Annotated in this window: 12 protein-coding genes; 4 read left to right on the top strand and 8 right to left on the bottom strand. The window is 66.4% G+C overall.

All coding sequences use genetic code 11. The features are described from left to right. Window positions 1-13 precede the first annotated feature (13 nt). The 8 genes from hisH to C3B44_RS03880 are packed head-to-tail and all read right to left on the bottom strand — an operon-like array spanning window position 14 to window position 6,765. Entirely contained in the window at window positions 14-652 is a 639-nt protein-coding gene (hisH, locus tag C3B44_RS03915) for an imidazole glycerol phosphate synthase subunit HisH (RefSeq protein ID WP_108432543.1), read from the bottom strand. Between the two features lie 10 nt (window positions 653-662). Further along, window positions 663-2,075, bottom strand: coding sequence for an MFS transporter (locus C3B44_RS03910; RefSeq protein WP_108431230.1), 1,413 nt, complete (start codon window positions 2,073-2,075; stop codon window positions 663-665). Window positions 2,076-2,079: 4 nt separating this feature from the next. Beyond that, complete coding sequence (locus C3B44_RS03905) at window positions 2,080-2,286, bottom strand: hypothetical protein (RefSeq protein WP_108431229.1); 207 nt, start codon at window positions 2,284-2,286, stop codon at window positions 2,080-2,082. Between the two features lie 13 nt (window positions 2,287-2,299). After that, window positions 2,300-2,917 carry an imidazoleglycerol-phosphate dehydratase HisB gene (gene hisB, locus C3B44_RS03900; RefSeq protein ID WP_108431228.1) on the bottom strand — a complete coding sequence of 206 codons (618 nt, stop codon included), beginning with the start codon at window positions 2,915-2,917 and terminating at the stop codon, window positions 2,300-2,302. After that, the gene (locus C3B44_RS03895; RefSeq protein ID WP_108431227.1) at window positions 2,914-4,059 is read right to left on the bottom strand and encodes a histidinol-phosphate transaminase; all 1,146 of its coding nucleotides are present in this window, start codon (window positions 4,057-4,059) and stop codon (window positions 2,914-2,916) included. Before C3B44_RS03895 ends, hisB begins: the two co-directional genes overlap by 4 nt. A gap of 2 nt (window positions 4,060-4,061) precedes the next feature. Further along, window positions 4,062-5,390, bottom strand: coding sequence for a histidinol dehydrogenase (hisD, locus tag C3B44_RS03890; RefSeq protein ID WP_108431226.1), 1,329 nt, complete (start codon window positions 5,388-5,390; stop codon window positions 4,062-4,064). A gap of 39 nt (window positions 5,391-5,429) precedes the next feature. After that, window positions 5,430-5,978 carry a hypothetical protein gene (locus C3B44_RS03885; protein ID WP_108431225.1) on the bottom strand — a complete coding sequence of 183 codons (549 nt, stop codon included), beginning with the start codon at window positions 5,976-5,978 and terminating at the stop codon, window positions 5,430-5,432. A 25-nt stretch (window positions 5,979-6,003) separates the two neighbouring features. After that, a complete protein-coding gene (locus tag C3B44_RS03880) occupies window positions 6,004-6,765 on the bottom strand; it encodes a hypothetical protein (protein ID WP_146183471.1) in 762 nt (253 codons plus the stop codon). Between the two features lie 233 nt (window positions 6,766-6,998). On the opposite strand from C3B44_RS03880, the gene C3B44_RS03875 reads away from it, so the two are divergent. The 4 genes from C3B44_RS03875 to C3B44_RS03860 all read left to right on the top strand — a co-directional run bounded on the left by C3B44_RS03875 (window position 6,999) and on the right by C3B44_RS03860 (window position 12,032). Further along, on the top strand, window positions 6,999-7,535 hold the full coding sequence (locus C3B44_RS03875; RefSeq protein ID WP_158268650.1) for a TetR/AcrR family transcriptional regulator: 537 nt from the start codon (window positions 6,999-7,001) through the stop codon (window positions 7,533-7,535). A gap of 27 nt (window positions 7,536-7,562) precedes the next feature. Beyond that, window positions 7,563-9,914 (top strand): glycogen debranching protein GlgX, encoded by a 2,352-nt coding sequence (gene glgX / locus C3B44_RS03870; protein WP_108431222.1) that lies wholly within the window; start codon window positions 7,563-7,565, stop codon window positions 9,912-9,914. Continuing rightward, complete coding sequence (locus tag C3B44_RS03865; RefSeq protein WP_108431221.1) at window positions 9,911-11,317, top strand: exonuclease domain-containing protein; 1,407 nt, start codon at window positions 9,911-9,913, stop codon at window positions 11,315-11,317. The genes glgX and C3B44_RS03865 overlap by 4 nt, the downstream gene beginning before the upstream one ends. Window positions 11,318-11,423: 106 nt before the next feature. Beyond that, on the top strand, window positions 11,424-12,032 hold the full coding sequence (locus C3B44_RS03860) for a hypothetical protein (RefSeq protein ID WP_108431220.1): 609 nt from the start codon (window positions 11,424-11,426) through the stop codon (window positions 12,030-12,032). Window positions 12,033-12,392: the final 360 nt, after the last annotated feature.

Here is a 12,392-nt window from a genome sequence, read left to right as displayed (position 1 = left end):
CGGCCAATATTCACTAGCGGAACGACGCGAGCCAGTTTTCCAGCAGGTGCGCGCCCGCGTCGCCGGACTTCTCCGGGTGGAACTGGGTGGCCCACAAAGGGCCGTTCTCCACGGCGGCGACGAAGCGGTCCCCGCCGTGCTGTGCCCAGCTGACCTGCGGCGACGGCAGCGGAGGTTCCGGGTTGAGCTCCCACGAACGCGCGGCGTAGGAGTGGACGAAGTAGAAACGGGTGGCGTCGGCGATGCCGTCGAAAAGCCGCGAGCCTTTGGCGATCTCCACCGTGTTCCACCCCATGTGCGGGAGGATGTCCGCCTCTAGGCGGGTGATCTCGCCGGGCCATTCGCCGCAGCCGGCGGCGGCGTGCCCATGCTCGGTGCCGCGCTCGAAGAGGATCTGCATACCCACGCAGATGCCCATCACCGGGCGATCCCCGGCGAGGCGCTCGCCGATGACGCGCTCGCCGCGGACGGCTTTGAGCCCCTGCATGCAGGCGGCGAAGGCGCCGACGCCGGGGACGAGTAGGCCGTCGGCGGCGACGGCGACCTTGGGATCGGAGGTGACGGTGACCTCGGCGCCGACGCGCTCCAACGCCCGGTGGGCGGAGCGTAGGTTGCCGGAGCCATAATCGAGGAGTGCGACGCGGGGTTTCATGGCGGAGATTTTACGCGCGGTCGTCGTCACGCGGGGTGTGGGGCGGGAACTTCTGCTCGTGCAGACGGGTGCGCTTGCGCTTGCTCTTGGCGACGCGCCGAGCCGCGCCCTGGCGCACCCCGAGACGACGCGGTACCCGGCGGGCGGCACTGGTGCGCACGCGCTGCAGGCGGGTGCGGATGTTGTCGAACTCGGTGACGCGGTTGCGGCCGAGGATGAGATCGGCCACGGTCATGGCGATGCCGACCGCGATCACCGCCGCGCCCGCCCCGAAGGCCCCGGCGAACATGGTTCCGGTGACCAGCGCGCCGTAGACGACGGAGCCGAGGCCGGTGCCGGAGTCGTAGAAGATGTTCCACACGGCAGAGGCCTCCGAGACGCGCGAGCGCGGCAGGCGGTGGAACATGGACAGCAGGGACTCGTTCTGGACCGCGCCGAAGGACGCGCCGAAGAGCAGCGCCGCGATCACGAGCAGCCACACCGACAGCTCGAAGTAGAGCGTCGCGGCCATCAGACCGACGCCGACCAAGCCGGTGAGCTGGGAGTAGACCATGAGAGAGCCGGGCTCGCCGCGGCGGTCGGCGATGATACCGGCCACGTAGCGGGCGACCATGGAGGCGCCGCCGATGAACGAGAGCATGAACCCGCCGATGATCGCGCCGGTGGCGGGGTCGAGCTCGCGCACGGCGGCCGGCAGGAAGGACGAGACGGCGCCGAAGCTCATCGACAGCGTGGTCAGAGCGAGCGCCGGGACGAGGACCAGCTTCCACATCGACGCCCGCGGCGGCTCGTGCGGATCCGGCGTCTGATCGCGCACGGAGGCCGCCTTAATCCGCGGGATGCGCAGGCACATCGCCGCCCCGATGAGCGCGACGATCGCGGCGGTGATGTAGACGCTGCCGAAGCCGGCGAGGTCCGCCATGAACACGCCGGCGGCCAGGAAGACCATCTGGGACAAGCCGATGAACACGCCGAGCATGCCGGTGGCCTTACCCAGAAAACGCACGGGCACCAGCTCCGCGATGAGCGCGGATTCCGCGACGGTGATCGCGCCGAAGCCGACGCCGCGCAGGGCGGAGAACAACAGCACGATCCAGGCGTCGTCGCCCAGCAGGTGGCCGAGCGCCGGCACGCCGAGCATGAACGCCGAGACCACCATGACGGGGTTATAGCCGAAGGTGCGCAGCATCCAGGGCGTGACGATCTGCGTGAGCACCGTCGCCAGCATGAAGATGCCGGTCGACGCTCCGGCCAGGGTGGACGAGCCGCCCGACTCAATCACCGCCAGCGGCACGACGGGCAGAAGCAGCGACCAGGCGCCGAACGCGGAGGCGACGGCGACGAGGGTGGGGGTGAAACCGGGGGCCTTCCAGATGCTGTCGAGCTTTTCGATCTCTTGCCTGGAAAGTACCGATTGCGCCACGTCACTACCCCATTTCTTGGATTAAGAGTGCCAGGGCCACCACCGTCGCCAAGGCGGCGAGCAGCCCCAAAATGATGGTCATCACCTTCGATGAGTTTTGGTATGCGGACCAGGTCCCTCCGACCAAGAGTCCGGCTAACAGAAAGAGGCCCCAGATGGGCCAGTGGCTCACCGGGGACGTCTCCTGAGCAAGGGTAGCAATCTCCAGCATCGGCTACCTACTCCTAGAGCGCACCCTTAGTGGAGGGCACGCCGCTAATCCGGGGATCGGCCTCGGTGGCCGCGCGCAGGGCGCGGGCGCAGGCCTTGTACTCCGCTTCCGTGACGTGGTGCGGATCGCGGCCGTAGCGGACGTTGACGTGCAGGGTGATCCGCGCGTTGAGGGCCAGCGATTCGAAGAAGTGGCGGTTGATCACGGTGGCGTAGTGCCCGCCGATGATCTGCCACTCCATATTCTCCGGCTCGCCATTCATGACGAAGTACGGACGGCCCGACACATCCACCACGCCCTCGACTAGGGCCTCGTCCATCGGCAAAAGGCAGGAGCCGAAGCGGCGGATGCCCTTCTTCTCCCCCAGCGCGTCGGCGAGCGCCCAGCCCAGTACGATGGCGGTGTCCTCGACGGTGTGGTGGGCGTCGATCTCGGTATCGCCTACGGCCTTGACCTGCAAGTCGAAGGCCCCGTGGGAGCCGAAGGCGGTGAGCATGTGATCGAAAAACGGCAGGCCGGTGGAGATCTCGGTCTTGCCGGTGCCATCGAGGTTGATCTCGACGGTGATATCGCTTTCGGAGGTGGTCCTACTCGCCCGGCCGATGCGCGGGCCGAAGGCACGCTCGGTCATGATTCGTTCTCCTTGGTGAGGTTGAGGGACTCCGCGATGGCCGCGGCGGCGTTGAGAAAAGCGTCGTTTTCCTCCGGCAGGCCGATGGTCACCCGCAAATGCCCGCCCACGCCGACGTCGCGGATGAGCACGCCGTCGTCGAGGAAGCGCTGCCAGATCTCGTGCGGGTTGTCGAAAGACCCGAAGAACAAGAAGTTCGACTCGCTGTCGACATAGCTAAAGCCCAGTTTATGCAGTTGGGCAGCCACGCGGTCGCGCTCCTCGGAGAGCTTGGCGACGGTCGCCAGTGTCTCGTCCTGATGCCTTAGGGCAACGATCGCCGCCGCCTGGGAGAGCACGGAGAGGTGGTACGGCAGGCGCACGAGCATCACGGCCTCGACGAAGGCGGGGGCGGCGACGAAGTAGCCGAGCCGGCCGCCGGCAAAGTCGAAGGCCTTGCTCATGGTCCGCGAGACCACCAGCTTGTGAGGGTAGGTCTTAAGCAGCGTGGTCGCCGAGGGTTTGTCCGAGAACTCGGCGTAGGCCTCGTCGACGATCACCAGCCCGGGGGCGGCCTCGATAATCTGGGTGAGCTCGGCTAGGGAGGTGACATCCCCGGTCGGGTTGTTCGGGGTGGTCACGAAGACGATGTCGGGACGCTTCTCCGCGATGGCGGCGAGCGCGGTCTTCATATCGATGCGGAAATCGGCGCCGCGCTCGACGGGCAGGAACTCGGTCTGCGTGCCGGCTGAGAGGATCGGGTGCATCGAATAGGACGGCACGAAGCCCATCGCGGCGCGCCCGGGCCCGCCGAAGGCCTGCAACAGCTGCTGGAGGACCTCGTTGGAGCCGTTGGCGGCCCACAGGTTATCGCGGGTGACGCTCACCCCGGTGCGGGTGCTCACGTAGGCGGCGAGCTCTTCGCGCAGCTCTATGGCATCGCGCTCCGGGTAGCGATTCAGCGTCGGGGCGAGCCGGCGGATCTCGGCGACGAGGTCCTCGACGAGCGCCGCCGACGGCGGGTACGGGTTTTCGTTGGTGTTGAGCTGGATGGGGACCTGCAGCTGCGGGGCGCCGTAGGCGGACTTGCCACGCAGCTCCTCGCGCAGCGGCAAGTCCGCGAGACTCGTCTCGGCGGCGATGGTCCCGGGGCGAAAGTCCACTATCAGTTCTCCTTGTCGGTGGGCAGGTTCTCGAAGCGGGCGCGGATCGCCTCGCCGTGGGCGGGCAGGTCCTCGTCGTCGGCCAGCGCGATGACGTGGTGGGAGATCTCTTTGAGCGCCTGCTCGTCGTAGTCGATGAGGTTCACCGCCCGCAGGAAGGTGAAGGTGGACAGCCCGGAGGCGAAGCGCGCGGTACCCGAGGTGGGCAGCACGTGGTTGGACCCGGCGCTGTAGTCACCGAGGGGCACCGGCGCATAGCGCCCGATGAAGATCGCCCCGGCATGCCGGATGCGGCGGGCGACTTCGGAGGCATTAGCCGTGTGGATCTCGAGGTGCTCGGCGGCATAGGCGTCGGCCGCGGCGATGGCGGCGTCGAGGTCGTCGACCAGCACGATGCCGGACTGCTGGCCGCTTAAGGCCTCGCGGACGCGCTCGGCGTTGCGGGTGACGGTGTAGCGGGCGGTGATCTCTTCATCGACGCGGCGGGCGAAGTCCTCCGAGTCGGTGATGAGCACGCTGGCGGCCAGCTGGTCGTGTTCGGCCTGGCTGATGAGGTCGTAGGCCACCTCGATGGGGTCGGCGGTGTCGTCGGCAAGCACCGCGATCTCGCTGGGACCGGCCTCGGCATCAATGCCGACGGTGCCGTTGACCAGGCGCTTCGCCGCGGTGACGAAGATGTTGCCGGGCCCGGTGATCATGTCGACGGGCTCTAAGCCCTCCTCGTCGTCGCCATAAGCCATGAGCGCGACCGCCTGGGCGCCGCCGACGGCCCAGACCTCGTCGACGCCGAGCAGGTGGCACGCGGCGAGGATCGTCGGGTGCGGCAGGCCGCCGTTCGCCTCCTGCGGCGGGGAGGCGACCACCAGAGAATCCACGCCCGCCTCCTGGGCGGGGATGACGTTCATGAGCACGCTCGACGGGTACACCGCCTGCCCGCCCGGCACGTACAACCCGACGCGCTCGACGGGGCGGAAGAGGTGGGTGACGCGGGCGCCGTCGGCAAGCGTGGTGGTGTGCGGCTCGGGGCGCTGCTCCGCGTGTACCTTCCGGATGCGCGCGATGGATTCCTCCAAGGCGGCGCGCACCGCGTCGCTGAGCGTATCGACGGCGCCGGCCAACGGCTCCGCCGGCACCCGCAGGGCCGGCGGGCGGATGCCGTCGAACTGCTCGCCATAAGCGAGCGCCGCGGCTACTCCCCTCTCGCGGACATCGTGGACGATCGGTTCCACCTTCGGCACGACGGCGGCGACGTCAGTGCCACCCCGGGGCACGGCCCGGCGCAGCTGAGCAGTCGACGGGGTCTGACCGCGCAGGTCGGTGACGGAGAGCATGGGGAGATCCCTTCTGGTGAGGTCAATGCCCCTCATAGCTTAGTCCGGGCGGTCCGCGGCTCCGTACGGGGTCGGGTCCAAGAACATGCTGAACCAGTAGGTCATCATCGCCATCAGCGGCGCGGCGACGAACGCGATGCCCGGCGCCAGCGGCGGCACGATCGCCACGTCCTGGCCGGCCTCGAGCTCAGTGTGCGCGACGCGTTGGGTGAGCGAGGCGGCGAGCTCGCCGACGGTGAAAAACGCCACCGCGCCGATGAGCGCGACCACGCCGATCCAGCAGAGCGTAAGCGCGCCGCGCATCTCGGGGGCGCGCACAAAGGACACCAGCCCGCAGATGACGCCGAGCACGCCGGTGATCACGGCGAAGGTGATAAAAGAGGTGAACTCGATATCGGCGGCCGGGGCGAACGCGATGACTCCGCCAGATTCGACCGTGCCTTCATACGCTGGGCGCAGTAAGCCCCACACCGCGCCGACAACGGCGTAGAGCAGGATCCCGAGCGTGAGAAAACCCGCCGCAGTGCCGATCTTCCGGTTGATGCGGAAGCGACGCTGAGGCGGGTGCGATACAGCAGTAGCGGGCATGACTACCGAGGGTAGCCCACCGTGATTACTTACAGAACTTCCAGGCGCCGCCTTCGTTACGGAAACGCTGGGTCTTAGAGTCCGGGCCGAACTCGGTCTGGACGGTCACGGTCGCCGAGGCGGTATCACCGTTGACCAGCACATCCGAGGTGTCCGAGACGTGGGTTTCGTTCCAGCCCCGCATCTGATCCATCGGGGCGTTCGGGATGCCCTCGAGGGAGAAAGCGTCCGCGTTGGTCTCGGCTAAAAGGGCCTGGCAGGAGTTATCCGGCATGTACGAGATGAAGCCGTGGAGGGTCTCCTGCTCGTAGATGCCGTTGACCAAATCGGAGATGGCGCGCGCGTCCTGCTCGCTGGCGGGCTGGCCGCCGGGGACCGGCTCCGGCTCGACGACCTCAACATCGCCGCCGGCAAAGGGGTCCTCCAGCTGACCCGAGGCGCCGGCGCCCGGGGCACCTGCACCCGCACCGGCGGCGGCGTTGGCCTGATCGCCGTTGCCGTTCTGGCGATCCTCGCCGTCTTTGTCCTCAGCATTGGCTTCCTTGTCTTCGGCGTCGCCGTCCTTATCTTTCTTGTCTTCGGCGTCGCCGTCCTTATCTTTATCTTTGTCTTCAGCGTCCTTCTCGTCGTCCGCCTGCTGAGAGCTGGTAGCCTGAGAGGTCTTCTGGGAGGCGTCAGCCGCAGTGCCCTCTTCTTCCTCACCGTTCGACCCGCAGGCGACGAGTGCGAGAGGGGCGGTCGCCGCGACCAGCACCAGCGACTTCTTCACAGACAGAGAGACAGTCACGAAAACTCCTGAGTTGTTTCGACAAATTATTGAGAAACCTACCGGCGGGGACATCGTAAAGAAAGTTGTGGTGATGTCAACCGGTGTTCAACGTGCCCAACTGTAGCAAGTTTGAAGAAACTTTCGGTACCAAGCGGATCATAGGTTGCTGTGAGTTGCCACAGCGTGACCATAAGAACCACCGATAGCACCACGGTACGATAGCCACCGTGCAATTAAACCGGGATGCAATCGTGCAAGCAGCCATAGAGATCCTCGATACCTACGGCTTAAACGACATGACCATGCGGCGGGTGGCCACCCAGCTCTCTGTGGCCCCCGGCGCGCTCTACTGGCACATCAGCAACAAGCAGGAGCTCATCCACGCGATCGCTGACGACATCCTCTCCCCCGTCCTCGGCGCGGAGGCGCGCACCCCTAAGGACCCGCAGGAGCTGTGCGAGACGCTCGAGGAGTTATTGCTCGCGCATCGCGACGGCTCCGAGCTCATCGCCAGTGCTCTCGCGCAACCGTCCTCGAGCTTGCGCGCGGACGTCGAAAAGCTGCTGGCCACCACACTTAAGGGCCAGGGTGTCGGCGACACCACCGCGGAGACCGCCGCCCGCGGGCTCTTACACCTTCTGCTCGGCGCGGGGATGCAGCTGCAGATGCAGCAACAGTTCGCCGAAACCCTCGGCGAGGGCGAGACAGAAGCCGCCGGCGACGCGGTGCGCGGGGATGTCTCGGCCCAAGTGGAGTTGCTGCTGCGGGCGGTCTCAGGGCGCCACTAGATGCCCGATTCATTACACTAAGATGCTATGAGTTCTGAGACTTCCCAAGAACAGCAGGTGTGGCCAGGGTTTCCGTACCCGCTTGGCTCGAAGTACGACGGCGCCGGCACCAACTTCGCTCTGTTCTCCGACGTCGCGGAGCGCGTCGAACTGTGTCTGATCGACCGCGAAGAAAACGAAACCCGCATTGAGCTGACGGAAGTCGACGCCCACGTCTGGCACGCCTACCTGCCTGGGGTGGTGCCGGGACAGCGCTATGGCTACCGCGTCCACGGCCCCTATGACCCGGGCCAGGGGCTGCGCTGCGACCCGAACAAGCTGCTGCTCGACCCTTATGCCCGCGCCTTCGACGGCGAGTTCGACGGCGATGCCTCCCTGTTTTCCTATGACATCTTCGCCGACGAGCCCGGCACCGGCCGCAACGAGGAAGACAGCCTCGGCCACACCATGAAGTCCGTGGTGATCACCCCGTTTTTCGACTGGGGCAACGACCGCCCGCCGAACATCCCGTACAACGAGACGGTCATCTACGAAGCGCACGTCAAGGGCATGACCGCCACGCACCCCAAGGTGCCGGAAAATCTGCGCGGCACCTATGCGGGCATGGCGCACCCGGCGGTCATCGACTACCTCAAGGACTTGGGGGTCACGGCCGTCGAGCTCATGCCGGTGCACCAGTTCATGCAGGACGATCGCCTGCGCGAGCTGGGCCTGCGCAACTACTGGGGCTATAACACCTTCGGGTTCTTCGCCCCGCACCAGGACTACGCCGCGGCCCGCAAGCCGGGCGAGGCCGTCGCCGAGTTCAAGGGCATGGTCCGCGCCTTCCACGAGGCCGGCATCGAGGTCATCTTGGATGTGGTCTACAACCACACCGCCGAGGGCAATCACCTGGGCCCGACGTTCGCCTTCCGCGGCATCGATAACCAGGCGTATTACCGACTTGTCGACGGCGATCCGTTCCACTACATGGACTACACGGGCACCGGTAACTCGCTGAACGTCCGCCACCCGCACTCGCTGCAGCTGATCATGGACTCGCTGCGCTACTGGGTCACCGAGATGCGTGTCGACGGCTTCCGCTTCGACCTCGCTTCCACCCTGGCCCGCGAGTTCAACGACGTCGACCGTTTGGCCACCTTCTTCGACCTCGTGCAGCAGGACCCGGTGGTCTCCCGGGTGAAGCTCATCGCGGAGCCCTGGGATGTCGGCGACGGCGGCTACCAGGTGGGCAACTTCCCGCCGCTGTGGACCGAGTGGAACGGTAAGTACCGCGACACCGTCCGCGACTTCTGGCGCGGCGAGGAGGCGACCCTCGGCGAGTTCGCGTCCCGTCTGACCGGTTCGTCGGACCTCTATGCCAACAACGACCGCCGCCCGACGGCGTCGATCAACTTCATCACCGCCCACGACGGATTCACCCTCAACGACTTGGTCAGCTACAACGAGAAGCACAACATGGCCAACGGGGAGGACAACAACGACGGCGAGAGCCACAACCGCTCGTGGAACCACGGCGTCGAAGGACCCACCGACGACCCGGAGATCCAGCACCTGCGCGGCCGGCAGCGCCGCAACTTCCTGACCACCTTGCTGCTCAGCCTGGGTACGCCGATGATCAGCCACGGCGACGAGATGGCGCGCACCCAAAACGGCAACAACAACGTCTACTGCCAGGACAACGAGCTGGCCTGGATGGACTGGGACCAGCTGGAAGAGAACAAGGCGCTGCATGACTTCGCCAAGCGTCTCATCAGCATCCGCCAGCGCCACCCGGTGTTTCGTCGCCGCCGCTTCTTGGAGGGCGGGCCTTTGGGTTCGGATGTCCGCGAGCGCGACATCGCCTGGCTCGTGCCCTCTGGTGAGCTGATGGTGCAGGACGACTGGGACTTCGCCTTCGGCAAGGCGCTGATGGTCTACCTCAACGGCAACGCCATTACGGAGCCGGACGAGCGCGGCCAGCAGGTCGTCGATGACTCCTTCATTTTGATGTTCAACGCCCACTACGAGGCCATCGAGTTCACCCTGCCGCCGCGCAAACTGGGCGCGAAGTGGCAGCTGGTCATCGACACCACCGAGGCCACCGGCTACCCGCTGGACGCCGCCATCTTGGAGGCCGAGGGCACCCTGACCGTCCCGGCACGCTCGACGATGGTGCTCAAGCAACTCGAGCCGCCGGTCTACGAGGAAGACAACGGCGAGGAGACCGAAGAGGCCGCCACCTCCACCCCGGTGACCGACCCGAGTGACCCGGCCGACGTCATGGAATCGCGCGCGATCACCGTGCCGAGCGATCCGGAGCCGGCCGCCGAGACGGAGCGCACCACGACTCTTACCCCGGGTATCGGCCACCAGATCCGGCAGGAGGGCGAGGAATGATCCACGCCCACGGGATGACCGTCACGCTCACCCAGTCCACGGTGCGCCTCGACTACAGCCCGCTGGCCGCCTCCCTGCGCGGCATCACCCCGGATACCAGCGGCGTCGGCGAGACCCTCGAGCTCGCTGAGGTCACCGGCACCGAGCTGATCGCCCCCACCAACCTCGATAGCGGCTATGTGCTCCTCACCGGCCTCGACCGGCGAATCCCTTTCGCACCGAACCAGGAGGCCCAGGCCGAGGCCTTGGTCGCAGATGTCCAGGCCGCCCTGCGCGGCGAGCTCCCCGGCGACGGCGCAGTGACGGGCTTGAACTTCGTCGCCCTCGACGTCGAGACCGCCAACGGTGCGACCGGTTCGATCTGCCAGATCGGGCTCGTGCGTTTCCGCGACGGCCAGCCGAGCGAGACCGCCGAGTGGTACTGCCGCCCACCTGCGGGTGCCGAGGAGTTTTGGGACACCAACATCCGCATCCACGGGATCACGCCAGACCAGGTTGCCGATCAACCCCGGGTTGGCGAGCTGCTGGGCAAGGTCACCGACTTCATCGGCGACGATCCGGTGGTGGCGCACAACGCCCAGTTCGACATCACCGCCCTGCGCGATGCCGCCCGCCTCTCCGAGCACACGCTGCCGCCCATGTTGTTCGGCTGCTCGTTGGCGGCATCGCGCCGCAGCGATTTGGACGTGGCCAACCATCGCTTGCCGACGGTCGCCACCGCCCTCGGCGTCTGGCTCGATAACCACCACGACGCCTTAGCGGATGCGCGGGCCGCCGGCGAGATCATCGCCGGCCTCGCACTGCGCAGCGGCCACCGCGGCAGCCTCATGGAGGACTTCCACGCGCTGGGGCTTACCCTCGGCGAGCTTCGCGACGGCCGCATTACCCCCGTCCTGGTCGATCGCACAGGTGCGGGCCGCGCGCTGCAGGCCGAGGGTATTACCTCGCCTGCCCCGGTCGCGGCCCGGCGCGGCGAGGAGGACAAGGCCACGGGCGCGGGGACGGACTTTCGGGATAAGCCTTCGGGTTCTTCAGGTTCTTCTTCTCGTGGGCAGCAGCGCTCGCCGGCTCCCTGGCAATCGGTGGCCACCCCGGATACGATCCCGGAGCCGAATAAGGACGCGGATCCCGATCACCCGCTGTTCGACCAACACGTCACGCTGACGGGAGACTTCGAGCCTTTCGATAAGTCGCGGCTGTGGAACGGCATCGCCGAACACGGCGGCCAGGTGGGCAAGAACGTGACCAAGAAGACCACGTTGTTGGTCATCGGCGAGTGGGCCTCCAAGACCTCCAAGGAGAAGAAGGCCGAAGAATACCGCGCTAAGGGCCAGGAGATCGAGTTCTGGCCGGCCGAGCGGCTCTTCGATGTTCTCGGGCTCAACGAACAGCCACCGTTTTAAAAGGGGTTGTGTCTCTGGGAACCGTCGCTTGCTGCGGGCAGTCCTATATCCCCGACGGATATTTCGACGACCGCGGAAACTTCCCGGAGAAAGGCGACAGTGCCCCATGACCATCGCAGAACAACCCACGTCCCCAGCCGATCCCTCTGACCCGGCGGCGCTCATGCTGCTGCCGCAGCTGGCCAACCGCCGCGGGTTCGACAACATCCTGGGGTCCTATCACCCGGGCCGCAAGCCCGCGGCCATCGCCTTGTCGCTGGAGCTCGACGCCGTGCTCGTCGCCGGTGGCCAAGTGCTCAGCCGGGAGGATCTCGGGCGACGCAACCTCAGCCTGCAGGCCGGATGGGATGAGGCTGCCGGCAACCTCATCGCGCTGGCGATAAACCGCGAAGGGGCCATCGCGGCGAGCCTTATACACTCGGGCCACGGTCAGTGGTGGAAGCTGTCCATTGGCGAGACGTGCGCGGGAAGCTGGCTGGCGCATCCGCACACTTTTAGCATCGTCAACGATTTCCTACGCACGCGTCTGGGAGGCGAGCCCTACTACCGGCTGCCGGCACCGGGCGAGAGGAGCATGCTGGTCACTGCGGACGCACCGACGGTGGCGGATACGAACGAGCGCGACGTGGTGATCTACCAGGCAGGCTTTCCCGTGCCCCTGGATCGGGCGCGTCCGGTAGAGCACACGGGCGTCGGCTTCCTGCTGGCCTCCTGAGGTTGGGCTAGGTTGTGGCGCCCGGTTCTGCAGGCGGCTGTCTGGGTGGCGAGTTTGTCACAGCCTCATCTGACGAGCCTTCGCCCCGGAAGACAGCCGGGCGTAGGGATTACGCACGTGCGTAATGGCTCGGGCTGGTTGGCCGGGGATTCTTTTAGGTGATCTCGCTGCACCGTGTCCTCACCGATACCTGACTAAGTTGACCTAAGTCGGTTTTACGCACGTGCGTAATCTTGGGCGAACTATGTGGCGGCATAGGGATTCTGGGGCTATTTCTGCTCACGGGGTCGTTGCGGTGGCCCTATTGGGGGAAGGGTGAGGGAGTCTCCCTTGTTTCACGCACGCGCATAAAATACAAAT

Source organism: Corynebacterium yudongzhengii, assembly GCF_003065405.1.
GTDB classification, from domain to species: Bacteria; Actinomycetota; Actinomycetes; order Mycobacteriales; family Mycobacteriaceae; genus Corynebacterium; species Corynebacterium yudongzhengii.
This window is presented reverse-complemented; position numbering and strand designations above follow the sequence as displayed.